At 34.9% G+C, this 24543-nt stretch carries 26 protein-coding genes and 1 riboswitch; of the genes, 23 read left to right on the top strand and 3 right to left on the bottom strand.

Annotated features, from left to right (window positions below; all coding sequences use genetic code 11):
• Window positions 1-20 precede the first annotated feature (20 nt).
• The 6 genes from resB (at window position 21) to AC0IXC_RS15390 (ending at window position 7035) form a co-directional block, all read left to right on the top strand.
• Window positions 21-1646: a cytochrome c biogenesis protein ResB gene (gene resB, locus AC0IXC_RS15415; RefSeq protein ID WP_061675123.1), complete on the top strand. Its 1626-nt coding sequence runs from the start codon at window positions 21-23 to the stop codon at window positions 1644-1646.
• A 14-nt stretch (window positions 1647-1660) separates the two neighbouring features.
• Window positions 1661-2818, top strand: coding sequence for a cytochrome c biogenesis protein ResC (gene resC / locus AC0IXC_RS15410; protein ID WP_113770084.1), 1158 nt, complete (start codon window positions 1661-1663; stop codon window positions 2816-2818).
• 301 nt (window positions 2819-3119) lie between these two features.
• A complete protein-coding gene (resD, locus tag AC0IXC_RS15405) occupies window positions 3120-3836 on the top strand; it encodes a DNA-binding response regulator ResD (RefSeq protein WP_002011758.1) in 717 nt (238 codons plus the stop codon).
• The gene (gene resE, locus AC0IXC_RS15400) at window positions 3836-5611 is read left to right on the top strand and encodes a sensor histidine kinase ResE (protein ID WP_085963310.1); all 1776 of its coding nucleotides are present in this window, start codon (window positions 3836-3838) and stop codon (window positions 5609-5611) included. The genes resD and resE overlap by 1 nt, the downstream gene beginning before the upstream one ends.
• Before the next feature lie 142 nt (window positions 5612-5753).
• On the top strand, window positions 5754-6335 hold the full coding sequence (locus AC0IXC_RS15395; protein ID WP_002086651.1) for a cob(I)yrinic acid a,c-diamide adenosyltransferase: 582 nt from the start codon (window positions 5754-5756) through the stop codon (window positions 6333-6335).
• An 85-nt stretch (window positions 6336-6420) separates the two neighbouring features.
• Window positions 6421-7035, top strand: a complete 615-nt coding sequence (locus AC0IXC_RS15390) for a peptidoglycan DD-metalloendopeptidase family protein (RefSeq protein WP_002141020.1) — start codon at window positions 6421-6423, stop codon at window positions 7033-7035.
• 204 nt (window positions 7036-7239) lie between these two features.
• On the opposite strand, the gene AC0IXC_RS15385 is transcribed toward AC0IXC_RS15390, so the two are convergent.
• A complete protein-coding gene (locus tag AC0IXC_RS15385) occupies window positions 7240-7926 on the bottom strand; it encodes a hypothetical protein (RefSeq protein ID WP_002030740.1) in 687 nt (228 codons plus the stop codon).
• A gap of 248 nt (window positions 7927-8174) precedes the next feature.
• Window positions 8175-8314: riboswitch (FMN riboswitch) on the top strand.
• A gap of 163 nt (window positions 8315-8477) precedes the next feature.
• Between AC0IXC_RS15385 and AC0IXC_RS15380 the strand changes: the two genes are divergently transcribed.
• Complete coding sequence (locus tag AC0IXC_RS15380) at window positions 8478-9056, top strand: ECF transporter S component (protein ID WP_002011769.1); 579 nt, start codon at window positions 8478-8480, stop codon at window positions 9054-9056.
• A gap of 117 nt (window positions 9057-9173) precedes the next feature.
• On the opposite strand, the gene AC0IXC_RS15375 is transcribed toward AC0IXC_RS15380, so the two are convergent.
• Window positions 9174-9422, bottom strand: a complete 249-nt coding sequence (locus tag AC0IXC_RS15375; RefSeq protein ID WP_001151994.1) for a ferredoxin — start codon at window positions 9420-9422, stop codon at window positions 9174-9176.
• A 297-nt stretch (window positions 9423-9719) separates the two neighbouring features.
• On the opposite strand from AC0IXC_RS15375, the gene AC0IXC_RS15370 reads away from it, so the two are divergent.
• From AC0IXC_RS15370 to AC0IXC_RS15315, 12 genes are all read left to right on the top strand, one after another.
• Window positions 9720-10781 carry a YpbB family protein gene (locus tag AC0IXC_RS15370; protein WP_002086645.1) on the top strand — a complete coding sequence of 354 codons (1062 nt, stop codon included), beginning with the start codon at window positions 9720-9722 and terminating at the stop codon, window positions 10779-10781.
• Window positions 10771-12300: a RecQ family ATP-dependent DNA helicase gene (locus AC0IXC_RS15365; RefSeq protein ID WP_002188974.1), complete on the top strand. Its 1530-nt coding sequence runs from the start codon at window positions 10771-10773 to the stop codon at window positions 12298-12300. The genes AC0IXC_RS15370 and AC0IXC_RS15365 overlap by 11 nt, the downstream gene beginning before the upstream one ends.
• The gene (locus tag AC0IXC_RS15360; protein WP_002064506.1) at window positions 12300-12863 is read left to right on the top strand and encodes a CPBP family intramembrane glutamic endopeptidase; all 564 of its coding nucleotides are present in this window, start codon (window positions 12300-12302) and stop codon (window positions 12861-12863) included. The genes AC0IXC_RS15365 and AC0IXC_RS15360 overlap by 1 nt, the downstream gene beginning before the upstream one ends.
• A gap of 22 nt (window positions 12864-12885) precedes the next feature.
• Entirely contained in the window at window positions 12886-13365 is a 480-nt protein-coding gene (locus AC0IXC_RS15355; protein ID WP_002030746.1) for a LysM peptidoglycan-binding domain-containing protein, read from the top strand.
• Between the two features lie 71 nt (window positions 13366-13436).
• Complete coding sequence (locus tag AC0IXC_RS15350) at window positions 13437-14213, top strand: metallophosphoesterase (protein ID WP_113770082.1); 777 nt, start codon at window positions 13437-13439, stop codon at window positions 14211-14213.
• Window positions 14213-15088 (top strand): MerR family transcriptional regulator, encoded by an 876-nt coding sequence (locus AC0IXC_RS15345; protein ID WP_002166076.1) that lies wholly within the window; start codon window positions 14213-14215, stop codon window positions 15086-15088. Before AC0IXC_RS15350 ends, AC0IXC_RS15345 begins: the two co-directional genes overlap by 1 nt.
• A 77-nt stretch (window positions 15089-15165) precedes the next feature.
• Window positions 15166-15774 (top strand): genetic competence negative regulator, encoded by a 609-nt coding sequence (locus tag AC0IXC_RS15340; protein WP_002011786.1) that lies wholly within the window; start codon window positions 15166-15168, stop codon window positions 15772-15774.
• Between the two features lie 349 nt (window positions 15775-16123).
• The gene (gene gudB, locus AC0IXC_RS15335; protein ID WP_000225168.1) at window positions 16124-17410 is read left to right on the top strand and encodes an NAD-specific glutamate dehydrogenase; all 1287 of its coding nucleotides are present in this window, start codon (window positions 16124-16126) and stop codon (window positions 17408-17410) included.
• 80 nt (window positions 17411-17490) lie between these two features.
• Complete coding sequence (locus AC0IXC_RS15330) at window positions 17491-17700, top strand: hypothetical protein (RefSeq protein WP_002126403.1); 210 nt, start codon at window positions 17491-17493, stop codon at window positions 17698-17700.
• A gap of 94 nt (window positions 17701-17794) precedes the next feature.
• On the top strand, window positions 17795-18031 hold the full coding sequence (locus AC0IXC_RS15325) for a DUF3961 domain-containing protein (RefSeq protein ID WP_002011789.1): 237 nt from the start codon (window positions 17795-17797) through the stop codon (window positions 18029-18031).
• A 79-nt stretch (window positions 18032-18110) separates the two neighbouring features.
• Window positions 18111-18641, top strand: coding sequence for a peptidoglycan recognition protein family protein (locus tag AC0IXC_RS15320; protein ID WP_002011791.1), 531 nt, complete (start codon window positions 18111-18113; stop codon window positions 18639-18641).
• Window positions 18642-18750: 109 nt separating this feature from the next.
• Entirely contained in the window at window positions 18751-19731 is a 981-nt protein-coding gene (locus tag AC0IXC_RS15315; protein ID WP_002030753.1) for a YpdA family putative bacillithiol disulfide reductase, read from the top strand.
• A gap of 34 nt (window positions 19732-19765) precedes the next feature.
• Here the strand turns inward: AC0IXC_RS15315 and ansA are convergent, their stop codons facing one another.
• The gene (gene ansA, locus AC0IXC_RS15310) at window positions 19766-20740 is read right to left on the bottom strand and encodes an asparaginase (protein WP_002030754.1); all 975 of its coding nucleotides are present in this window, start codon (window positions 20738-20740) and stop codon (window positions 19766-19768) included.
• Window positions 20741-20953: 213 nt separating this feature from the next.
• Between ansA and AC0IXC_RS15305 the strand changes: the two genes are divergently transcribed.
• The 4 genes from AC0IXC_RS15305 to fni all read left to right on the top strand — a co-directional run bounded on the left by AC0IXC_RS15305 (window position 20954) and on the right by fni (window position 24482).
• Entirely contained in the window at window positions 20954-21127 is a 174-nt protein-coding gene (locus AC0IXC_RS15305; protein WP_002135263.1) for a DUF5359 family protein, read from the top strand.
• Between the two features lie 130 nt (window positions 21128-21257).
• Window positions 21258-21935 carry a (d)CMP kinase gene (cmk, locus tag AC0IXC_RS15300; RefSeq protein ID WP_002011798.1) on the top strand — a complete coding sequence of 226 codons (678 nt, stop codon included), beginning with the start codon at window positions 21258-21260 and terminating at the stop codon, window positions 21933-21935.
• Window positions 21936-22271: 336 nt separating this feature from the next.
• Window positions 22272-23420 carry a 30S ribosomal protein S1 gene (rpsA, locus tag AC0IXC_RS15295; protein WP_002030757.1) on the top strand — a complete coding sequence of 383 codons (1149 nt, stop codon included), beginning with the start codon at window positions 22272-22274 and terminating at the stop codon, window positions 23418-23420.
• A 12-nt stretch (window positions 23421-23432) separates the two neighbouring features.
• Complete coding sequence (gene fni, locus AC0IXC_RS15290) at window positions 23433-24482, top strand: type 2 isopentenyl-diphosphate Delta-isomerase (RefSeq protein WP_002030759.1); 1050 nt, start codon at window positions 23433-23435, stop codon at window positions 24480-24482.
• The last annotated feature ends 61 nt before the right edge of the window (window positions 24483-24543 follow it).

Here is a 24543-nt window from a genome sequence, read left to right as displayed (position 1 = left end):
TAGATATAGGGGCGGTGAGAGTGTTGAAAGAAATTAAGTGTGAATGTGGACATGTTAATCCGATAGGAACCATTTTTTGTGAAGCATGTGGGAAACCATTTGAAAGTAATGAAAATATAAAATTATTGGATATGAGATATGAGGGGAGTGCTCGGAGATCTCTCACACATACAAAAACGATAGTCGATAAAATTTGGAGTTTTTTCTCTTCTGTAAAAGTAGGTGTATGGTTAATCGTAATAACTTTAGCTGCATCGGCAATAGGAACTATCTTTCCCCAAGAAATGTACATAACTCCAGGAATCGAACCAGCTGAATATTATAAGACCGAGTATGGATTTTTAGGACAATTATACTATCAATTAGGATTTAATAATTTATATGGATCATGGTGGTACATGATTTTAATTGCTTCCATTGGTATTTCACTTGTTATATGTAGTTTAGACCGTGTCATTCCTCTTTATAAAGCTTTAAAAAAACAAGGGGTGAAAAGACACCCAAGTTTTTTGAAAAGACAGAGAGTGCACGGGACTGGTACGCCGCATGAAGGTGACTTAGAACGAGTTCAAATTAATTTAAAGAAACGTAATTATAATGTGAAAGTGGAAGACGGTAACATTTTAGCTGAAAAGGGACGGTTTTCACGCTGGGGTCCATATGTGAATCATATTGGTCTCATTATCTTTTTATTCGGTGCAATGCTCCGTTTTTTACCGAGTATGTACGTAGACGAAGCCCTTTGGTTACGTGACGGTGAAACGAAAGAAATACCAGGAACGGATGGTCAATACTATTTAAAAAACGAGAAATTTATTAAGGAAGTTTATGATAAAAGTAAGGACAAGGAAGTTTTTGATGAAGCGATTGATCGTGTAGGCGATAAAATGATTGCGAAAAACTTCCAAACGAATGCTGTATTATATAAAGCGGTCGGCGAAAATATAGCAGGACAAAAACCGAAATTAGAAAAAGTAAAAGAAGCGGAAATTCGAGTGAATGAACCGCTGAAATTTGATCAATTTGCTGTATATCAAGTGGATTACAAAGAAAGTGAATTTAAAAGCATGTCATTCCATTTGCAAAACAAAGAAAATAATCAAAAGTGGGGACCGATTAAAGTAGATTTAACGAATCCTACAGAAAAATTTGATTTAGGAAATGGTTATTCTTTAGAACTATTAAGCTATTTTCCAGATTTTTATTTTGACGAGAATGGAAGACCAAATACGAAAACGAAATTACCAAACAACCCTGCATTTGTGTTTAAAATGTTTACGCCTGAAACACCAGATGGTGAAGTGAGTTTTGTCGGTATTCAGCAAAATATAGAACCAGATGGGAATAACAAATATAAAATGTCCTTTGCAGGTGTGGAAATGCAAAATGCAACAGCACTTACTGTAAGGAAAGATTTAACGCTTTGGATTCTCGGTATTGGAGGATTTATATTTATGGTTGGTGTGATTCAAGGGATGTATTGGAATCATCGCCGTATTTGGATACAACGCGTTAATGATGAATGGTGGATTGCAGGACATACGAATAAAAATTGGTTCGGTTTAAAGAAAGATATTGAAAGAGTACTAGAAGGTACAGCAATTCCGCAGCCAAGCGATAAAGTAGTGGATAAAAAAATTAGTTAAGGTGGGGAAACGATATGGTGCAAATAAGTAGTAACTTTCTCTTTACCGCATTTATTTTATATTTAATTGCAACTCTATTTTTCGGGGGAGCAATTAAAGAAAAAGGTCATAAATGGGCAAATATAGGAATAACGATTACAATTTTAGGGTTTATTGCACAAACAGTATATTTTGTTACAAGATGGATTGCATCAGGACATGCACCAGTTAGTAACTTTTTTGAATTCGGTACGTTTTTCGGCATGATGCTTGTTGGAGCATTTATTGTCATGTATTTTATGTACCGCGTAAGTATAATTGGACTCTTTGCATTACCAGTTGCGCTTTTATTAATTGCATATGCGAGTATGTTTCCGAGGGAAATATCTCCGCTTATTCCATCTTTAAAAAGTAATTGGTTACATATTCACGTGACGACTGCAGCAGCAGGGCAAGCAATTTTAGCAATTAGTTTTATTACGGGCGTTATGTATTTATTGAAGAATGTAGATCAATCAACGAGAAGCAAACGTACATTTTGGTTAGAAACGGTAGTGTTCACACTTGTTTGTACAGTTGGTTTTATTGGAGTGACAACGGTATTTTCTAGTATGAAATATGAAGCGAAGTTTCAATGGGTTGATAAAAATGAACAACAAGTGGAAATGAAGTACAATCTTCCGGCTTTAGTGGGACCGCACGAAGGAAAGTTATTGTCAGAAAATAAATTAGAGCCGACAGTTGAAGTTCCGGCGATTGTAAATGCGAAAAAATTAAATACAGTAATTTGGTCTGTGTTAGTCGGAACATTGCTATATATCGTATTAAGGCTTACATTACGTAAACGAGTATCAGCGGCGCTTCAGCCGTTAGTGAAAAATACGAATAGTGATTTGTTAGATGAAATTGGATATCGCTCTATTGCAATTGGATTCCCAGTTTTCACATTAGGTGCATTAATTTTCGCCATGATTTGGGCTCAAATCGCTTGGACGCGCTTTTGGGGTTGGGATCCAAAAGAAGTTTGGGCGCTTATTACTTGGCTCTTTTATGCTGCGGTATTACATTTACGTTTATCTAAAGGATGGCATGGAGAAAAATCCGCCTGGCTTGCAGTGATTGGTTTTGCAATCATTATGTTTAACTTTATTGTAGTAAACTTAATTATTGCGGGTTTACATTCATATGCATAGAGAAATAAAATAGGAGAGTGTATGTCACTTTCCTATTTTATTTTTGTCAAATTTTCTTCTTTTTTGAGAAAAACATGACAAAGTAGCGGTTGATTCTGTAAAATGATGTCGAGGACCAAATATACTGTTCAAAAAAAATACATAGTTTTGGAAAAAAAATGAACAAACTTTATTATTCTTGTGAAGCATAATATGGGAAGTGGAACGTTAAAAAATGCTTAATTAAACGAGGATAGGTGCAACATTATATTGTAGAAGGGTAGGTGTAAACCGTTGTGGTAAAAGTACGCAGCGGGTAGAAATGGAAAATGAATCAAGAATTTTAATTGTAGACGATGAGGATCGTATTCGTCGTTTATTAAAGATGTATTTAGAAAGAGAGCAATACACAATTGAAGAAGCGGATAATGGTGATACAGCTTTAGAAATGGCGTTACAAAATGATTATGATTTAATCCTACTGGATATTATGATGCCTGGTAAAGATGGTATCGAAGTGTGTAAAGGGATTCGTGAGAAGAAAGCGACGCCAATTATTATGCTGACAGCAAAAGGTGAAGAAGTAAATAGGGTACAAGGGTTTGAAGTTGGAACTGATGATTATATTGTAAAGCCGTTTAGCCCGCGTGAAGTAGTACTTCGTGTGAAAGCAGTATTACGCCGCGCTGTACCAACGACATTCTTTACACAAGATACAACGACGAAAGATGTTACTGTTTTCCCGCATTTAACAATTGATAATGATGCGCACCGCGTTACAGCGGATGGTAATGAAGTAAACTTAACACCGAAAGAATATGAATTACTATTATTCTTAGCGAAATCCCCGGATAAAGTTTTTGACCGTGAGCAATTGTTAAAAGAAGTATGGCAATATGAGTTCTTCGGAGATTTACGTACAGTTGATACGCATGTAAAGCGTTTACGTGAAAAGTTAAGTAAACAATCACCAGATGCAGCGAAAATGATTGTTACCGTTTGGGGCGTAGGTTACAAGTTTGAGGTTGTGAACGACTGATGCTTTGGAGAAGTGTAGTAGGGAAGTTATGGATGACCATATTACTTCTCGTTTCGTTTGTTCTTGGATTTGTTGCTATTTTACTTTCACAGTTTTTTAGAACGTATTATGTTGATATGAGTGAAGCTAGGCTTCAGAAAGTTGCAACAAGTGTCACGGAATTAATTGAAGAAGGTGCCGATGTAAAAACGATTGAGGATATTGCTTACAAATTTTCTGATCCACTTTCAAGGATTATCATTGTAGAAGACGGTAAGGAAATTTCTTCTTCGCCGAAACAAGAAGGATTAGTTACTCTTACAATAGATGATTTGAAAAATGATAAAGAATTAGCAGCTGTTTTTACAGATAAAAAGGATATTAAGAATAATATTAGAAAAGCTTCTAATAGTAGGAAGAATAAAAATACTGAAAATGATATTATGATCGTCGGGAAACCAGTACAGTCAAAAAATCAAAGTGCAGTGTTTGTATATGAATCATTGCAAGTTCCAATACAAGGTATGGAGAGAACGACTGATTTTATTTTCTTATCAGCCGGGATTGCGATTATTTTAACAACTTTCTTTGCATTTTTCTTATCTACTCGAATTACGGCACCGCTTCGTAAAATGCGTGAGGTTGCATTTGAGGTAGCGCGCGGGAAATTTGATACGAAAGCCCCTATGGTGTCGCAGGACGAAATTGGTGAGCTTGCAACTGCTTTAAATCAAATGGGGAAACAGTTGAAGTTTAATATGAATGCCCTGCAGCAAGAAAAAGAGCAGTTAGCTAGCATTTTGAGTAGTATGGCAGATGGTGTTGTTACGTTAAATCAAGAAGGTGAAGTCGTTGTTATCAACCCACCGGCAGAACACTTCTTACAAGTTTGGCAAGAAGAAAAAGAAGTAGAGTTAATTAAAAAACTGCCTTCTGAACTTGTTGAACTATTCCATCTCGTTGTAGAAAGTGAGCAACAACAAGTTGTTGAAATTAATTTGCAAAAAGGTAACTACGTAGTTCTTATGACACCGCTTTACAATCAAACAAAAATTCGTGGAGCTGTAGCAGTATTGCGAGATATGACGGAGGAGCGTCGTCTTGAGAAAATGCGTCAAGACTTTATTGCGAATGTATCACATGAACTTCGTACACCGATGGTAATGCTTCAAGGATATAGTGAAGCAATTTTAGATGATATTGTGCAAACGAAAGAGGAAATTAATGAGTTTGTTCAAATTATTTATGATGAATCTGTTCGTTTAGGTAAACTTGTAAATGAGTTATTAGATTTAGCCCGTATGGAAAGTGGACATGTAGAGTTACATATAGGTGAAGTAGATATTCATCCATTTGTCGAAAAAATTGGCCGTAAATTCCAGGGGATTGCAAAGGATAAAGAAGTCCAATTAACAGTGGATTTCCAAAGTCCAATTGAACAATATCCGTTTGATGCAGACCGTATGGAACAGGTACTGACGAATTTAATTGATAATGCAATCCGTCATACAAATGCAGGTGGACATGTTACACTTGTAATTAATACGAAAAATAGTGGCCTTACTTTCGAAGTGCAAGATTCAGGTGCTGGTATTCCAGAAGAAGATATTCCGTTCTTGTTCGATCGATTCTATAAAGCTGATAAAGCAAGAACGCGAGGGAAAAAAGTTGGAACAGGACTCGGGCTTGCGATTGCTAAAAATATTGTTCAAGGTCATGACGGGAAAATTTCTGTATCAAGTGTCGTTGGAGAAGGAACTACATTCTCTGTATATTTACCAAATCGTATAATTTAGATATATATGTTTTTTAAAAGTTGATCATGAATAAAAGCTTTACTGTTTTTTTATTTTTTTGTAAGTGCAATTAAATAAAGAATGGTAGAGTTTTTTTCTTTAATAATCAGAATGAAAATAAAAAGAGAGGTGTCATAATGAAATGAAACTTTATACAAAAACAGGTGATAAAGGGGAAACGAGTGTCATAGGTGGCCGAGTGGATAAAGATCATATACGTGTAGAAGCTTATGGAACAATTGATGAGGCGAATTCTCATATCGGATATGCCATGTCTAAATTACAAGAGGAATGTTTTCGTAACATTTATAACGAACTTGAAAATATTCAACATGAACTATTTGATTGTGGAGGGGATTTAGCAATAGTAGAGAAGAAAATCCCTTATAAAGTAACGATAGAGATGGTCGAGTATTTAGAGAGACGAATTGATTCGTATACAGAAGAAGCGCCGCCTTTAGAGCGTTTTATTTTACCAGGCGGTAGCGAGATATCGGCTGCACTACACATTGCACGTACAGTTATAAGAAGAGCAGAACGTTGTATAGTGTCATTGCAAAAAGAAGGAGAAACCAATGAAATTGTTCTAAAGTATATAAATAGGTTATCTGATTATTTATTTGCGCTTGCTAGAGTAATAAATGCGCGTTTACAAGTGAAAGATGTGGAGTATAACCGCAGTGCACTTGTTTTTCGTAATAAAGAAGAGAAGGAAGTGGAGTAATACACTTTCTTTTTTTTGTATACTTTTTTCTGTAATATCCCACAATAGAGAAGGTATGACGGTTATTAGAAAACGGAGGATGTATATGAAAGCGTTAAAATGTGGCGTGGTGATATTGAGTGTATTATTTTTATCTCAATTACATGTTTACGCTGAAGGGAATCAGTGGATATGGCCTGTTGATGGGCAGATAAGTGATTATTTTGGGACAAGACATGGGAAACACTATGGTATTGATATAGCTGCGCCTATTGGAACGCCTGTTGCAGCTATTCAAAATGGTAAGGTGACAAAGTCTTATTTTTCAAGTAGTTATGGAAATGTTGTGTTTATTAAACATGGAGAATATGAGGCTGTTTATGCGCATTTAAATAAGAGATATGTAGTTCAAGGTGATAACATTTCAAAAGGAGAGCTAATTGGAGAGGTAGGGAATACAGGAGAATCGCGAGGAGCGCATTTACATTTAGAAGTGCATCAAGGGAGATGGACGATGGAGAAAAGGAATGCGATGAATCCGTTGCTTGTTTTAAATGAACAAAAAAATCAAGTTGTGTCATCATCACTATATATTGTACAAAAAGGTGATACTTTAGTTGGTATTGCCCGGAAATTTAGTATGACAGTTGAGGAAATTAAAGTGAGGAATGGATTGCGACAAGAGCAAATCTATCCGAACCAACAACTATACGTCAAGTAAAGGCAACGTCTCAAAAGCATAACTTTTGAATAAATTTATTTTTTTCTTATTTAAGATTGCGATAGTAAATGAAATTATATCGAACATAGCTCTTATTATATCGACATTTCGACAAGAAATATCGACTAACAATAAAATGCGACAGTAAGAGCAACCTATTCCTAACGAAAAACCGTCCCAAAAGATCTTTTGGGACGGCTTCTTTTACCAAAAAATAAAGACACATATAAATCCAGTAATAGCTAAGTAGCTATATAAGTAAAAGACTTTTGTTCTTGTTTTTTCTTTTGTCCGAAATAGTACGATAGTTGGTTCGATTAGACCAATTGTAAGACAAAGTAAACCAAGAAGCATAAAGCCAATTGAAAGAGAATACAGGGCGATTTGTGGTGCTTGAAATGGAATCATCCATTTTAATAAAAATGCAATAAGTGCAGTGTAACAAATGCAACCGATGTATTTATTCAATGGTGTATCAGAACGGAAACCAGGAAGTTTCTTGGAAAACGGACGGGAAACAACTTCCGTTTGTAAAGATGTATGTTCTTCAATTATTTTTTGAGCTTCTTTTCCTTTTTGGAAAAGGGATAAAATCCAGTTTCGCTCACCTTGGAAAATAAATTGAGAAGTTGTTAAATAGTGATCAACTTTTACCTTATTCCAACTCTTCCATGGATGACGCTCACACAATTTTAATTTACTTTCTGTTTTTTTATCATACTGATAAATACTTATGCCATCTTGGTCAAAAGTAGCGTAGTATGTCTCTCTTGAGAATGTGCCTAGATCAATTGGACAGTAGAAAAGTAATTCTTTTTTCAAATAAAAGTATTCTTTTCTTAAGTTCTTTTTCATTGCTTCTCGAATAGAGTGTCTTTTATCTTTCTTCATGACATTTCCTCCATAACTCAGAAAATGTTCTTATCTTAACAATTCAACATCTTATCACTTTTGACGACATATGACTAGGGGGATTCATAAGAGAAATACCGAATTATAAAAAATATGGGTTGTATTGTAAAATATAGTGATCGTTTCTTTAATTATATAAAATCAATAACTTATTTTTAGTAAGTTACACTTTTTTTGTTCACAATACGATCATGTTGTTGTATAATGAAGTGGAAAATAGAATATCGGTCTATCTTCGGGGCAGGGTGAAAATCCCGACCGGCGGTGATGAACATTTAATAATTTCGTTCTAAGCCCGCGAGCCGTTAAGGCAGGATTTGGTGTGATTCCAAAGCCGACAGTACAGTCTGGATGGGAGAAGATGGAGGTTCAAGCGTTCAAAAAAGATAAGTATTTGAACGTCTGTTTGATGTGCCTTAAAATTCTCCCTTTGTGTAAATCACAAAGGGTTTTTTCGTTCTATGAAAAAATAGGCATAGCAGAACCTTTCCACTTTCCATGAGAAGATCGATGGAAAAGGAGAGAGAAAGATGAAACAAAAAAACAGTGTAGTGCAGATGGTGAGTGTAGCGATGCTAAGTAGTATTGCGTATTTACTAATGATGTTGGATTTTCCATTCCCAGGGCTTCCGCCATTTTTAAAAATTGATTTTAGTGATGTGCCAGCTTTAATTGCGGCGATAATTTTTAGTCCAATTGCAGGTGTAATTGTAGAAGCGATAAAAAATATTTTGCATTACGGAATTCAAGGAAGTTTAACGGGAGTACCAGTAGGAGAAGTAGCAAACTTTATAGCGGGATGTTTATTTATTGGTCCAGCAGCATTCTTATTCCGAAAGTATCGCACAGTAAAAAGTTTAACGACAGGATTAATGCTAGGTACAATTACTATGACAGTTATTATGAGTGTGTTAAACTACTTTATTATTTTACCAGCGTACACTTGGTTTTTAAATTCACCAGCTATGTCTAGTGATATTATGCGACAAACTATTGTAACGGCGATATTACCGTTTAATGTAATTAAAGGAATTGTTGTAACAATTGTATTTGTAGCACTATTTTCACGCTTGAAAGTATGGGTATTTGCAAAAATGAAAAATGCTTAAAAATATTAAACCATTGGCAGCGTAACTGCTAATGGTTTTTTTGTTAGTGAGAATGAAAAAGAGTGCAAAAAATCCCCCTCATACTTATGAGGGGGATTTTTTGAAGTTAATAAAAGACTATTCGAATTTTAAAGAGTCGCCATCAAATGATTCGTCAGCAACTTTAATTGAGTCAGTTGGACAACCTTCGAATGCATCCATCATATCTTCAATTAATACATCTGGAATTTCAACGATACCTTGGTTATCGTCTAATGTTACAAATGCAATGCCTTCATCATCATAGTCATAAATGTCTGGTGCAGCAGCACCACAAGCACCGCATGCAATACAAGTATCTTTGTCAACGATTGTATATTTTGCCATATTTTTTCCCTCCTGATAATATGTATGTGAAAAGTTCGCCAAAAAATTATAATCTTATTGTAAAACGGTTTTAAAAACTTTTCAACATAAAATTATAATGATAATGCTTATCAATTAGAGTGTCAACTTATTTTTGAATTATTTCATAAGATTTTCAAAATACTTAAATGTTATTTCGTTTGATACAATAGAATATATACAAGCATGTAGTGTGAATATGATAAGTTAAATGAATAGCAGTTAATGTGCAATCGTATTGAAAAAGGAATGAAGTTAGACTGAGAGGTGGAAGCGGTAATGCAGCTACAATATACTTTATTATATTGTTTAAAACAATTGAATGGTGAAAGAACCGTTTCTTCGATTTATTATTTATTAAAAGGAAAGAGATCGTCGCAAACATTACAAGATGGGAATATGTTTCAAATTTCTTTTTTGTTTGGGATTTATAAGTCATTAAATAGAGCTGATTATGATCAAGAAGTTGCAAAGTTGTTACAAACGGATTTAGTTCAAGGTATACATGATAATACATATGTGTTAACGACGGCTGGTAACGTGCAATTAAACAAATGGGAAGGTGACTTTGCCTTTCCGACATATTTAAATGGTTTACACTATGGTGAAATAGGTGAAACGTTTTGGAAGAGGTTATCATTGATCGTTCAAACTATTTCGAATTTACAACAGGCGAATACGAAATTTATTCCAATTCAACAGGATACAGAAATAATGATGTGGGTGAAACGTTTTCTCACTGGAATACCGTATATGAGAAGTGAATTGGCTAAAAGATTATGGAAGGAAATGCATACTCTTTTACAAAAAAATAATCCAGTAGAGGCGACAATCGTAATATATCGGTTAACTGGGTATAAACGTATTGGGTGTACTTTACAACAATTAGCGGAAATTACGAAACAAGATATATTTCGAGTGTATTTTTTATTTTGGGGTACAATCCATTTCCTTATTCAAGAAGTTCGCAATAAAGAAAATGAGTTTCCATTATTAGCTGAAATTATATCTTATCCAAATGAGAAAGCTGATTTATTTAGTTTATCAACGAAAAAAACATATAATCTTTGGAGACAAGGACGCTCTTTAGAAGAAATAGCAACAATTCGGAATTTGAAGGTTGCCACGATAGAAGACCATTTTGTAGAAATTGCTTTACGAGAAAAAGAATTTTCTATTGAAATGTTTATGGAAAAAGAAAAAATGGAAAAAGTAACAAAAGTAATTGAAGCATTACAAACACGTAAATTGCGAGTGTTGAAGCAAGCGGTTGGAGAGGAAATCTCTTATTTTGAAGTACGTCTTGTATTGGCACGGATGGAGGGTATAAATGAAGCTTGAGGAATATTTATATAAGTGGTTTGGATATTCTGAATTTCGTCCGGGGCAAAAAGGAGTTATTACGGACTTATTGGAAGGAAAAGATGTTGTAGCAATGCTTCCGACTGGAAGGGGAAAGTCAATGTGTTATCAACTTCCGGGGCTTCTGCAAGAGGGTACGGTGCTTGTTGTATCACCATTATTATCTTTAATGGAAGACCAAGTTACGCAATTAAAGTATGTCGTGAAAAATCGAGTTATTGCATTGAATAGTTTTCGGACGTTAATTGAAAAAAGAGAAGCAATGAAAAAGCTATCTTTTTATAAATTTGTTTTCGTATCACCAGAGATGTTGCAGTCGGAACTTCTAATAAGAGAATTGAAAAAAATTCATATTTCATTATTTGTCGTAGATGAAGCGCATTGTATTTCACAATGGGGCTATGATTTTCGGCCAGATTATAAAAAATTAGATAAAGTAATTGAGAGTATCGGATCTCCGACAGTATTAGCATTAACAGCAACTGCGACAAAGGATGTATTGCGAGATATAGCGGAAAGTTTAAATCTAAAAAATATTGCTGAGCATGTGTACTCAATTGATCGTCCAAATATTGCGATGGAAGTGCAATTTGTGGAAACAATAGAAGAAAAAAAAGAGGCGCTTTTTGAGCATGTAATGTATTTGCAAGGGCCTGGTATTGTTTATTGTTCAAGTAGGGCCTGGACAGAGCGTTTAACCGAGTATTTAAGAGGAAAAGGAATTACAGGTGTAGCTTTTTATCATGGTGGTATGGAACATGAAGAGCGTATGTTAATTCAACAACAGTTTATGAATGACCAGTTGCAAATTGTAATATGTACAAGTGCTTTTGGGATGGGGGTAAATAAGGCGAATACAAGATATATTATTCATTTTCAATATCCGACAAATGTAGCTTCATATTTACAAGAAATTGGAAGAGCGGGAAGAGATGGAGAATTGAGTATAGCCATTTTATTATGTAGTCCATTGGATCACGATTTGCCAATTTCAATCATTGAAGATGAATTACCAAGTAAATCGCAAATACAATTTTTATTTTCGTTACTACAAGAAAGAATGTTTCAAACGAAAGTATTACCATTAGAAGATGTAGAAGAAATTTGTTATAATGCAGCAAGATTTAATGAACAGTATTGGCGCTTTACACGTTATCATCTCGAACATCTTGGAATCATACAACAGCGAAATCTCATGTTAGAGAGCTTGTCAGATGAAATAATGCACAGATTAATAGCGGAAGTGGAAGTGAGAATGCGTAATAAATATAGTGAGCTAGAAAATATGAAGTCATGGATACAAGTTCAAGGATGTAGACGTGAATATTTATTACAACAATTCGGTTATAGAAAAGAAAAAGAGATAGAAAACTGTTGTGATTACTGTGGTATTACAAAAACGGATTATAAAAAAAGACGAGCGCAACAGTTAGTTTTCGACTATAATTGGGAAACAGAGTTACAAAAGCTTTTCGGCCTAAGAAAGATGGAGGAATGATGAACATTCAAAGGCATAATGTTGAAGATATGAGTCCGAGAGAAATAAGACTGAATCTCTACATAACACAACTAATCATTATTGGTATCGGTTGTTTACTAGCATATATATTATTTCAAGATAAAAGAGAAGTTTATAGTTTATGGAAATGGGAACCGGTTTCTATACTTTTAATAGGTAGCTTGTTAGCGATTTGTATTGTGTTATTAGATTATGTTGCAATGCGAGTGTTTCCAGAATCTTGGTTTGATGATGGTGGCATTAACGATAGAATGTTTCAAGGGATTTCTGTCATGCATTTACTCGTTATCACGTTTATTATTGGCTTTGCGGAAGAGTTTTTATTTAGAGGTGTAGTGCAGACTCATTTCGGAATTGTAATAGCGAGTTTAATTTTTGCTGTGTTACATATTCGGTATATAACGAAGCCTTTTTTGTTTTGTTTCGTCTGCTTTATTAGTTTTGTTTTTGGTTATGTATTCGAGTGGACAGGAAATTTGTTTATAACAATCTTTGCACACTTTCTTGTTGATTTTATAATGGGGCTCCAATTAAGAAAATAAATGGAAGGTGGTGGTGAACAACATGAGAAAACGAATTCCTGATTTTGAAGAGGAGTTAGAAGTTGAGCAAGTGGAAGAAGATGAAAGTTTACCGCCGCGTAGTGAAATTCATAGAAATAAAGAGAACAAACCAAAGTTTAAAATGAATCACATTTTCGTCCGAGTGTTAACATTTTTGTTCATATTGTTACCTATTAGTATCCTATGGTATACAGATAAGTATATACAGGTAAAAAGTGATAGTAATAATGCTGAGAAAAGTGCGTTTGAAGTAATTTTCTTTGATTCCGCTAAGACTGAATCAAAGAAGCAGTCTGAGAAAGTAGCAACTCATGTTGTGAAAGATGGAGAAACTTTAGAAAGTATAGCGAAGCAATATTTCTCAGATGAAGATGGGATAGAAATAATAAAAAAGTATAATGATTTACAAGAAGACGAAGTGAAGGTAGGACAAGAATTGAAAATTCCTATAAAAGATAAGTCCACGAAGTATGAGAGCTAGCTAAATGAGTGATATATAGCTCCACATAAAATTAAGGACTATACTTTACGAGGAAGGAGAGTAAAAAATATATGTCATGGATTATATTATTATGTACTCTCATATGCATTGGTTTTGTATGTCTTCTTGGAATGTATAAAGAAGCGATGCGTAATACAGTGTTGGAACATACTTTAGTATTCGAAGAATTTCCGGAAAGTTTTCAAAAAGTTAAAGTTTTTTTTATTTCGGATATTCATAGAAGGATCATTTCTAGCTCGCTAATTGAACGAGTGAAAGGAAAAGCAGATATCGTAATTATTGGCGGTGATTTAGCTGAAAAAGGAGTACCTTTATCGCAAATCTCTTTAAATATTCAAAAGTTAAGAGAAATAGCCCCTGTATATTTTGTATGGGGAAATAATGACTATGAAATTGAATATCACGAATTAGATGCTTTATTAATAGAAAATAATGTGAAGGTATTAGATAATACAAGAGTTGTATTTGAATCTGAATTAGGAGAGAAAATTTGCTTACTCGGTATCGATGATGTTGGATTAGAACGAGATCGTTTAGATTTAGCGTTGTCTGATTGTAAAGAAGAAGGTTTTCGCATTTTAATTAGTCACAACCCAGATATAATAAAGAAAATGTCTGGTAATGAACAAATTTCGCTCGTATTAAGTGGACATACACATGGAGGCCAGATTCGGTTGTTTCCATCTGAAAAGTATTTAAAGGGTGGCATATATAAGCATTCTAATACGACTCTCTTTGTTAGTAATGGGTATGGAACAACATTGTTCCCTCTTCGTTTTCGGGCACCTTCCCAAACACATATCATTACGTTATGCGGAGGGAAATAATGCCGAATTCAAATGGAAAATATAATATAAAAGCTGTCTCAAATATACTCGGAATTCAACCGAGTACACTTCGCGCATGGGAAAGACGCTATCATATTATTGCCCCAAAGAGAAATCGTGCGGGGCATCGTTTATATACAGAAGAGCATATTCATATTTTGAAATGGTTAATGAACAAAGTTTCTGAGGGGATGATGATTGGACAAGCAGTTCAGTTATTAGAAGGGAATCGGTTGCAGAACAACGTTCAAAAAGAAAAAATTACTGATACAGAAGTTGTTTTAGTGGACGATATACTACAAGCTTTGTTAGAATTTGATGAAATTACAATTTCTGCATTATTAAACGAGGTTTTTAGTATATATTCAACGGAAAAGGTTGTTGCAAGCATCATTCTTCAAGTGGCAAACAAGTTGTTAACTTTAAAAAGTAATAATGAGATTACAATGTCGCAATTCAAATATGTTGTATCATTCTTACAAACACGTTTAGGAATGATCTATCATAATGCGTCGGTGTATTCTTCCGTTAACAAAGTTTTCGTTTTAGAAAATAATATATTAAAAGGATTTATTTTCGCGACGTATTTACGACTAAAAGGATATCAAACAATGTATATGGGGACAAGTTTAGATGAAGAAGGTATTTTACTAGCTATTGAACAATTACAACCTAAATATTTGTTTATATCTTTTGATGATGAACGAGAACTTGAAGAGGCAGTAGAGTTTATTGACTTGTTGCAAGAAAAAAATGAAAACATCTCTGGTGGTTTTATAGGAAGAAAAGGCATTGGAGATCAATTAAATCTTCAAAATATCCTAATTGGTAACACGAAAGAAGAATGGGATGGATGGTTAAAGATGTCGGAATAGTCGTTCGAAAAGAACCATCTATTTTCTATTTCATATAATAAAAATTAGATGCAATGGTTACGTAGGGAGGGTATGAGATGAGACTGGAACGTTTAAATTATAATAAGATTAAAATTTTCCTAACATTTGATGATTTATCTGAACGAGGATTAACGAAAGAAGATTTGTGGAGAAATGCACCGAAAGTACAGCAACTATTCCGTGATATGATGCAAGAAGCAAATACAGAATTAGGGTTTGAAGCGGATGGACCGATTGCTGTTGAAGTATTTTCTCTACAAGCTCAAGGTATGGTTGTAATTGTAACAAAAGAAAATCACGAAGTGGACACAGAAGATGAGTTCCGTGACGAGTTTATTGAAATGCAAGTGACTCTTGATGAAAGTGAACATATACTTTACGAGTTTGCTACATTAGATGATGTAATCAATTTGTCAAATCGCTTATATAACCTTGGTGTAACTGATGGGAAGTTGTATACGTGGGATGATCGTTTTTATCTTTGGATAGAAGAAGAAGAGCAATTTCAATTATTGAAGGCGGATTTTATAGCTATTTTAGCGGAGTACGGTAATCCGTCAACAGCAACAATTTACCGCGTAATGGAATATGGTAAAGAATTAATGGATTCTCAAGCGATTGAACAAATATACAATTACTTTGTGAAAAAACAAAACCTCAGCTAATGTAACGTAGCTTGAGGTTTTATTTTTATTCAGCTGAAAATCTAAAATCTATAAAACGAAGTGTAGGTAACAAGACTAGCCGATCTGTATGTTAAAATGTAATCAGTATTTCTTGATGAAATAATGGTTTTATCGAATGTATTTTGATGAAAATAAAAAAATATTTAAATATTTAAGTATTTTACTTTTCTAAAAGCAATAAAAGGACTATAATAATAGTGAAAACGCTTGCAATACAAAATAGTTTGTATATATTTGTTAGCGTTTTCTATTGCATTCCAAATTTAACGGTGTATACTAGGCAATGAAGGTTTACTAAACAAGTGAAATTACAGGGGGTTTACTTACTATGGTAGCCGAAAAGGGAACTCAAACGAAAACACAACAACAAGGGGAACAACATTTTGAATTGTTAAATTCAACACAAATTGTAATTAATGAAGCATTAGAAAAATTGGGTTATCCAAACGAAGTATATGAATTATTGAAAGAACCAATTCGTATGATGACAGTGAAAATTCCAGTTCGTATGGATGACGGGACTGTTAAAATATTTACAGGATATCGTGCACAACATAATGATGCTGTTGGTCCAACGAAAGGTGGAATTCGCTTCCATCCAAACGTAACAGAAAATGAAGTGAAAGCACTTTCTATTTGGATGAGTTTAAAATGTGGTATTGTTGATTTACCATATGGTGGAGGTAAAGGTGGAATCATTTGTGACCCGCGTGAGATGTCTTTCCGTGAATTAGAAAGATTAAGCCGCGGTTATGTACGAGCAATTAGCCAAATTGTTGGTCCGACAAAAGATATTCCGGCTCCAGATGTATTTACAAACTCACAAATTATGGCATGGATGATGGATGAGTATAGCCGTATCGATGAATTTAATTCACCAGGATTTATTACAGGTAAACCACTTGTATTAGGTGGATCACACGGACGTGAAACAGCGACTGCAAAAGGTGTAACAATTTGTATTCGTGAAGCTGCGAAAAAACGTGACATTGATATTAAAGGTGCACGCGTTGTTGTTCAAGGATTTGGTAATGCGGGTAGCTTCTTAGCTAAATTTATGCATGATGCAGGCGCGAAAGTAATTGCAATTTCAGATGCTTACGGTGCATTACATGATCCGAATGGATTAGATATTGACTACTTACTAGATCGTCGCGATAGCTTTGGTACTGTAACAAAACTATTTAATAATACAATTTCAAATACAGAACTGTTAGAACTTGATTGCGACATTTTAGTTCCTGCTGCAATTGAGAACCAAATTACAGAAGAAAATGCTGATAAGATTAAAGCGAAAATTGTGGTTGAAGCTGCAAATGGTCCAACTACATTAGAAGCAACAAAAATCTTAACAGATCGTGGTATCTTACTTGTTCCAGACGTATTAGCAAGTGCTGGTGGCGTTACGGTATCTTACTTTGAGTGGGTACAAAATAACCAAGGTTACTACTGGACTGAAGAAGAAGTAGAACAACGTTTAGAAAAAGTAATGGTAAAATCATTCGATTCAATTTATGAAACATCACAAGTTCGTAAAGTGAACATGCGCTTAGCTGCATACATGATTGGTGTTCGTAAAATGGCTGAGGCTAGTCGCTTCAGAGGTTGGGTATAATATATAATGTTTTGAGAAAACGTGATTTCCTTTCGAGGGAATCGCGTTTTTTTGTTGAAGTATTAAATGAGGTGTTGTATATGGGGAATGAAATAATGGAACGAGTAGACCAATTAGAAGAAAAGGTTAAGGTGTTAGAGGGTGAACTTGCAAGAGCTAAGAGAGCCCGAAAAACAAGTGTCGTTCGGGTGTTCGGCGAAGGATTATTATTTTTAATATTTGGTGCAGTTGTAGTTGGACCAATTATCGCGTTTATATTCACAATTATTACTTGGTTTGGTGAAAAATAGAATAAAAAATAAAAAAGAACGCTTGTTCTGCACGAACAAACGTGCTATACTTTCCTTAGATAAGCAAAACGGAAATGATTTTAAGGAGAGATAAATGATGAAAATGACAGTAGACCAAAGATTTATGATGCCAGCAGATGTTGTAGAACGAGTGGAAGTATTACGAAACAAACAAAGCAAGCGTGGCACATTATTACAATCGGTAAATAAATTTTTCGGTTTAGATACGAAAGAAGATTGTATTTGGTTTTACGGTTTTTACGGAGTGGCTGTAAGTATTGTATTATTTATGGTATTCACATCAAATATTTTCGATGTTCTCTTCGCATAAGAAATATGCCATAAGGACATTGCCACCGAATACATATATAAGGAAGTAAGGTAATTTTTTAGAGCGGGAGTTGGTAGTAATGGCGATGTTCCCTATAGAGCGTAACTATATTGGGTATGGAAATTCACGACCAGGAATTCCTCTTTCAAAAGTAAGATTTATTGTAAGTCATGACACGGGGAACCCTGGTAGCAATGCGATAGGAAATCGGGATTACTTTAATGAAATACAACCGAAAGCTTCAGCGCATACATTTATTGATGATAAAACAATATTAGAAATTGTCCCTATAAATGAAGTTGCGTACCATGTTCGATACAATGTGCCAACGGATAATGAGTTATTCGGTTATGATGCGAATAAGGCTGCAATTGGGGTTGAACTTTGCTATGGTGGCGACGTAAACTTTTGGGAGGCGTATACTCGTTTTACGTGGTATCACGCTTATTTATGTCAAAATTTCGGTTTAAATCCTAAAAAGGCTATTGTGTCACACAAAACGTTGGATCCTACTCGGAAAATCGATCCTGAGAATGTATTAGGGCAACAAGGAATTAAATTTCAGCAGTTTTTAGCAGATGTCTATCGGATGTATGTTTCGTTTAGATGACAAATATATGAAAAATGAATACAATAAAGATAGATGCCTACTGCTGTAAGTAGGTTTTTTCTTGTTTATATAAATAGAGCAGAGGTAGAAGACTAGGAGTGAACTAAGTATGCAAAAAGAAACAGTTATTATTATCGGAGGCGGTCCATGCGGATTAGCAGCGGCGATTTCGTTGCAAAAAGTGGGGTTAAATCCGTTAGTAATCGAAAAAGGAAACATTGTAAATGCAATTTATAATTATCCAACTCATCAAACATTTTTCTCCTCTAGTGAAAAATTAGAAATTGGTGAAGTTGCTTTTATTACAGAAAATCGTAAGCCATTTCGTAATCAGGCGCTTGCGTATTATCGTGAAGTAGTAAAGCGTAAATCTATACGTGTAAATGCATTTGAACGAGTGGAACAAGTTCAAAAAGATGGTGATGTTTTTAAAGTTGAAACGACGAAGCGTGACGGAAACAAAGAAATATATGTTGCGAAATACATTGTTGTCGCAACTGGATATTATGATAATCCGAATTATATGAATGTACCTGGTGAGAAACTTGAGAAAGTAGCTCATTACTTCAAAGAAGGACACCCTTATTTTGATCGAGATGTCGTTGTAATAGGTGGTAAAAATTCAAGTATAGATGCAGCGTTAGAGCTTGTTAAATCGGGTGCACGTGTAACAGTTCTATACCGTGGTGGGGAATACTCGCCAAGTATTAAGCCGTGGATTTTGCCGGAATTTGAGGCGTTAGTACGAAATGGGACAATTCAAATGCATTTCCATGCGCATGTAAAAGAAATTACTGAGCATACGTTGACGTATACAGTAGATGGTGAGGCAAATACAATTCAAAACGATTTTGTATTTGCTATGACGGGTTACCATCCAGACCACAGCTTCTTAACAAAAATGGGAGTTCGGATTGATGAAGAAACAGGGCGCCCGATTTATATAGAGGGTAGTATGGAAACAAACGCTGAAAATATTTTTATTGCAGGTGTAATTGCTGCGGGAAATAACGCAAATGAAATATTTATCGAGAACGGTAGATTCCATGGAGATGCGATTGCGCAAACCATTGCATCAAGAGAAGAATAAAAAGAAGCTGTCGAAATCTTCGACAGCTTCTTTTTTAATCGTGCATAAACATATGTTGGATTGTTTCGTGAGAGTTTGTGTTTTCTAGTGCGACTAGTAATTTAATTCGCGCCTTTTGAGCGTTTAAACCGTAGGTGAAAACAATGCCCATATCTTTTAATTGTTTTCCGCCACCTTCATAAGAGTATACGTCTTGAACGATACCGTTAAAGCAGCGTGAAACTAATACAATTGGAATGCCTTTTTCTATTAATCGCCCTAGACTAGGAAGTGTTCTTGGAGGTAAATTACCTTGTCCAAGTGCTTCAATAACAATTCCGTCTACTGGTAGTGTTTCGATTGCTGATAATAATGTATCATCCATACCTGCGTATGCTTTTAGAACGACAACGTTTTTAGAAATCTGTCGTACTGTGCATGTTTCGTGATGCACTAAAGCATGATGGAAAACAACACCACGTTTTGTTACCATGCCAATTGGTCCGTACTGTGGACTTTGGAATGTCGCGACATTACTTGTGTGCGTTTTTGTTACATTTGTAGCACAATGTATTTCGTCATTTAATACGACTAGAACGCCTTTTTCAGCAGCTTCATTACTACTAGCAACTTTTACAGCTGATAAGAAATTATATAGACCATCGGCACCTAATTCATTGCTAGAACGCATTGCCCCTGTCACAACGATTGGGATAGTTGCTTGAACTGTTAAATCAAGAAAATAAGCTGTCTCTTCTAATGTATCGGTACCATGCGTGATGACCACGCCATGAATATCGTCTTGTTTTACTCTTTCGTCAATGATGACTTGCAATTGTAGCATTTCGCTAGGAGTCATGTGAGGAGATGGAAGATGGAACACATCTTCGACAATTAAATCAACATCGCCTTCTAAATCAGGAATAAATTTTAAAAGAGGATTCTTTTTACCTGGTTGTACGACCCCAGTTTCTTTATCTTCCTCCATTGCAATTGTTCCACCTGTGTGTAAAACTAGGATTCTTTTCAATGCTTATACCCCTTTCAAGTTGAAAAATACATTTAGAACATAACATGTTTTGAGTAAATTCGACAATGAAAATGTATAAAAGTATGCTTAGAAAATGACAATAAAATAAATTACTTTAAGTGTGCTCCGGTAAGTGGTTATTAGGTTAGGTTTTGTTTATGGAAATTTATGAGAGTAGATGTGTAAGTGTAGAGAGGGAAGGAGTGAGTTTTTTTGAAAAAAGTGGAGAAAATTATAATTCGTATATTACTGATTCAATTTATTTTTCTTTCTGTCGTCCAACTGCTTTTTATACATAAATCTTCAGTGAAATATTTATCGAAAATTGTTTATTACGAAGGTGTCGTCACGAAAAATAAGGCGGAAATCTTACAGGTGAATAAGTAGTTTTCATTTTCTTCTATGATGGATTATGCTACAATTATTGAGGATTTAATGACGTGAGGCAAATGAGAAGAAGCAGGGGGAAAATACCTGCTTTTCGTTTTGTTTTATAAGTGAAAAATGAGGTGTTACAATGGATAAACGAATTTCGATTGCTATAGATGGTCCAGCGGCTGCTGGGAAAAGTACAGTGGCAAAAGTTGTTGCAAAAAAACTTTCATATGTTTACATTGATACAGGCGCAATGTACCGTACTATTACATATGCAGCCCTTGAACAAAAAGTGGATATTGAAAATGAAGAAAAGTTAATGGAAGTTGTAAAAAATGTAAATATTGAATTTCAGCAAGGGGAAAATACACAACTTGTATTTTTAAATGGACAAGATGTTTCTGAAGTGATTCGTACGCCAGATGTGACGAATCGTGTATCTATTGTAGCAAAGCATCGTCTTGTTCGTGAAGAAATGGTACGTCGTCAACAAGGATTAGCTAAAAAAGGCGGCGTAGTAATGGATGGCCGTGATATTGGTACACATGTACTACCAGATGCTGAAGTGAAAATCTTTATGCTTGCTTCTGTAGAAGAAAGAGCGGAAAGAAGACATTTAGAAAATATGAATAAAGGTTTCGATTCTAATTTAGAGCAGTTAAGAGAAGAAATTGCTAGGCGTGATAAATTAGATTCAGAACGCGAAGTTTCTCCTTTGAAAAAAGCTGATGATGCATTGGAATTAGATACAACTTCTTTATCAATTGAAGAAGTTGTCCAAAAAATTATGGGTATTGTTTCAGGAGTATTTGCGAAATAAAGAAAGAGGACTATCCTCTTTCTTTTTTTTTTTTTTTTTTGAAATGTAAAGGATAAGTGAATTATAAGTCTCTTTTCTTGACAAATGGGCTAATTTGTAAGAAGTTAGTTACAGAGGGAAAAAACTGTCAGAATATATTCGCTATTATATTTCAAATCATACTTTCTTCAAGATGATTTTGCTGTATACTATTTATATAGATTTAATATAGTTTCTTGTGAACTGTATTGAAACAGAATATGTGATGATAAATTCTTAAACATGCAAATGAAAACATTTGTTTTCATTTCGTATATACATAAAAATGCTTTGTCAATTCTGTAGGGAGGTATTTCCATGGTAGAGAAAATGAATGAAGAAGTTATGAATTCAAAAGAATTACAAGTTGGTGACGTTGTTACAGGTTCTGTAACGAAAGTTGAAGAGAAACAAGTTCTTGTAAATGTTGGATACAAAACAGATGGCGTAATTCCGATTAGTGAATTAGCTAACGTTCATATTGAAAAAGCAAGCGATGTTGTAGAATTAGATCAAACACTTGAATTGAAAATTATTAAATTAGAAGATGATGATCTTGTTTTATCTAAGAGAGCTGTTGACGCAGAAAAAGCGTGGGTAGAATTACAAGAAAAATTTAATTCTGGTCATGTATTTGATGTTACTGTAAAAGATATCGTGAATGGTGGGTTAGTTGTGGACCTTGGTGTTCGTGGTTTTATCCCAGCTTCACTTGTAGAAGTACATTATGTAGAAGACTTTGCTGACTATAAAGGAAAAACATTAGCGGTGAAAATTGTTGAATTAGATCGTGAAAAAAATCGTGTTATTCTTTCACATAAAGCGGTAGTAGAACTAGAACTAGATTCTAAGAAAAAAGAAGCAATCTCTTCGTTAAAAGAAGGGGATATTGTTGAAGGAACAGTACAACGATTAACGGATTTTGGTGCTTTCGTTAACGTTGGTGGTGTGGACGGTTTAGTTCACATTTCACAAATTTCACACGAACGTGTAGAGCAACCTTCTGAGGTATTAGAGCAAGGTCAAAAGGTAAAGGTAAAAGTGTTATCTGTTGATGCTGATACGCAACGTATTTCTTTATCAATTAAAGCAGCTCAGCCAGGACCTTGGGAAAATGTTGCTGGCGAAATAAAAGCTGGAGATATTCGTGAGGGAGTAGTAAAACGCCTTGTTACATTCGGTGCGTTTGTTGAAATTTTACCTGGTGTTGAAGGGCTTGTACATGTATCTCAAATTGCAAATCGTCACGTGAAAAATCCAAATGAAGTATTGGAAATGGGACAAGAAGTAAAAGTGAAAGTACTTGAAGTCCATGTAGCAGAAAAACGTATTTCTTTAAGCATAAAAGAAACGCTTGAAGAAAATAATGTAACAGAAGATTATAGCCAATATGAGCCAAATGCTGATTCGGCTACTTTCCAGTTAAGTGATATTATTGGTGAACAACTGAAAAAATTAAAGAAATAAAGAGGGGTACAAGTGGTAAGGGCAAAACGTAAATTAGATCATATTGAATATGCTCTTTCTACTGGTCAGTCTCGTACGCATGGCTTTCATGATATTGATTTTGTGCATCAAAGCTTGCCAAATTCAAGTTATGACACTATAACATGTGAAACAAAAATCGGCGAACTTTCACTAAGTTCGCCGATTTTTATCAATGCGATGACTGGTGGTGGAGGAGAGCAAACATTACATATTAATGAGCAATTAGCATATGTAGCGAAACATCATAACCTTGCTATGGCTGTAGGTTCGCAAATGGCAGCTTTAAAAGATGAAAGTGAATCGGCTTCGTATAAAGTTGTTAGGAAAGTAAATCCGAATGGGATTTTTTTCGCAAACTTAGGAAGTGAGGCAACTGTCGAACAGGCAGAGCGTGCCGTTGATATGATTGAAGCGAATGCACTGCAAATTCATTTAAATGTCATACAGGAGTTAACGATGCCAGAAGGAGACCGTGATTTTACTGGTGTACTTCAGCGGATTGAGAAAATAGTTTTAAAAAGTAAAGTACCTGTCATCGTAAAAGAAGTCGGTTTTGGAATGAGTAAGGAAACAGTACAACAGTTAGCGAATATAGGTATAACAGCAATTGATATTGGCGGACAAGGTGGTACGAATTTTGCTGCTGTTGAAAATGAAAGAAGACAGCGAATGCTTTCTTATTTTAATAACTGGGGCATACAAACAGCTACCTCGATTATTGAAGCAACCTCTACAAATAATAACCTCTCTTTTATTGCATCTGGGGGTATACAAACAGCACTTGACGTGGCGAAGGCAATCGCATTAGGGGCGAATACAACTGCGTTTGCTGGATACTTTTTACGTATTTTAATGCAAGATGGTGTTGAGAATTTAGTGGATGAAATTGATCTTTTACATACAGATTTAAAATTTATTATGACAGCTCTTGGCGTGAAGACGATAGAAGAGCTACAATCTGTACCTCTTGTTGTAAAAGGTGAAACGTACCATTGGTTAGCGCAGCGAGGGATTGACACTGCACATTATAGTAGGCGATAAAAAATCAACCATCCGGTTGATTTTTTTGCGTTTTATTTTCGTAAAATGAAGAGGGAGGGCG

Source organism: Bacillus sp. AC266 (genome assembly GCF_979253805.1).
Note: the sequence above shows the minus strand (reverse complement) of the source record. Positions and strands in the feature narration are given on the sequence as shown.

What these genes read in the sequence shown, in the direction of transcription:
- AC0IXC_RS15325 (WP_002011789.1), top strand. Translation starts at nt 17,795, where the DNA reads ATGATGAAAATGACAGTAGACCAAAGATTTATGATGCCAGCAGATGTT.
- AC0IXC_RS15390 (WP_002141020.1), top strand. Translation starts at nt 6,421, where the DNA reads ATGAAAGCGTTAAAATGTGGCGTGGTGATATTGAGTGTATTATTTTTA.
- AC0IXC_RS15385 (WP_002030740.1), bottom strand. Translation starts at nt 7,926, where the DNA reads ATGAAGAAAGATAAAAGACACTCTATTCGAGAAGCAATGAAAAAGAAC.
- AC0IXC_RS15350 (WP_113770082.1), top strand. Translation starts at nt 13,437, where the DNA reads ATGTCATGGATTATATTATTATGTACTCTCATATGCATTGGTTTTGTA.
- gudB (WP_000225168.1), top strand. Translation starts at nt 16,124, where the DNA reads ATGGTAGCCGAAAAGGGAACTCAAACGAAAACACAACAACAAGGGGAA.
- cmk (WP_002011798.1), top strand. Translation starts at nt 21,258, where the DNA reads ATGGATAAACGAATTTCGATTGCTATAGATGGTCCAGCGGCTGCTGGG.
- resD (WP_002011758.1), top strand. Translation starts at nt 3,120, where the DNA reads ATGGAAAATGAATCAAGAATTTTAATTGTAGACGATGAGGATCGTATT.
- AC0IXC_RS15395 (WP_002086651.1), top strand. Translation starts at nt 5,754, where the DNA reads ATGAAACTTTATACAAAAACAGGTGATAAAGGGGAAACGAGTGTCATA.
- AC0IXC_RS15355 (WP_002030746.1), top strand. Translation starts at nt 12,886, where the DNA reads ATGAGAAAACGAATTCCTGATTTTGAAGAGGAGTTAGAAGTTGAGCAA.
- AC0IXC_RS15370 (WP_002086645.1), top strand. Translation starts at nt 9,720, where the DNA reads ATGCAGCTACAATATACTTTATTATATTGTTTAAAACAATTGAATGGT.
- AC0IXC_RS15380 (WP_002011769.1), top strand. Translation starts at nt 8,478, where the DNA reads ATGAAACAAAAAAACAGTGTAGTGCAGATGGTGAGTGTAGCGATGCTA.
- AC0IXC_RS15315 (WP_002030753.1), top strand. Translation starts at nt 18,751, where the DNA reads ATGCAAAAAGAAACAGTTATTATTATCGGAGGCGGTCCATGCGGATTA.
- AC0IXC_RS15330 (WP_002126403.1), top strand. Translation starts at nt 17,491, where the DNA reads ATGGGGAATGAAATAATGGAACGAGTAGACCAATTAGAAGAAAAGGTT.
- AC0IXC_RS15360 (WP_002064506.1), top strand. Translation starts at nt 12,300, where the DNA reads ATGAACATTCAAAGGCATAATGTTGAAGATATGAGTCCGAGAGAAATA.
- resE (WP_085963310.1), top strand. Translation starts at nt 3,836, where the DNA reads ATGCTTTGGAGAAGTGTAGTAGGGAAGTTATGGATGACCATATTACTT.
- AC0IXC_RS15320 (WP_002011791.1), top strand. Translation starts at nt 18,111, where the DNA reads ATGGCGATGTTCCCTATAGAGCGTAACTATATTGGGTATGGAAATTCA.
- resC (WP_113770084.1), top strand. Translation starts at nt 1,661, where the DNA reads ATGGTGCAAATAAGTAGTAACTTTCTCTTTACCGCATTTATTTTATAT.
- AC0IXC_RS15375 (WP_001151994.1), bottom strand. Translation starts at nt 9,422, where the DNA reads ATGGCAAAATATACAATCGTTGACAAAGATACTTGTATTGCATGCGGT.
- AC0IXC_RS15340 (WP_002011786.1), top strand. Translation starts at nt 15,166, where the DNA reads ATGAGACTGGAACGTTTAAATTATAATAAGATTAAAATTTTCCTAACA.
- AC0IXC_RS15345 (WP_002166076.1), top strand. Translation starts at nt 14,213, where the DNA reads ATGCCGAATTCAAATGGAAAATATAATATAAAAGCTGTCTCAAATATA.
- AC0IXC_RS15365 (WP_002188974.1), top strand. Translation starts at nt 10,771, where the DNA reads ATGAAGCTTGAGGAATATTTATATAAGTGGTTTGGATATTCTGAATTT.
- rpsA (WP_002030757.1), top strand. Translation starts at nt 22,272, where the DNA reads ATGGTAGAGAAAATGAATGAAGAAGTTATGAATTCAAAAGAATTACAA.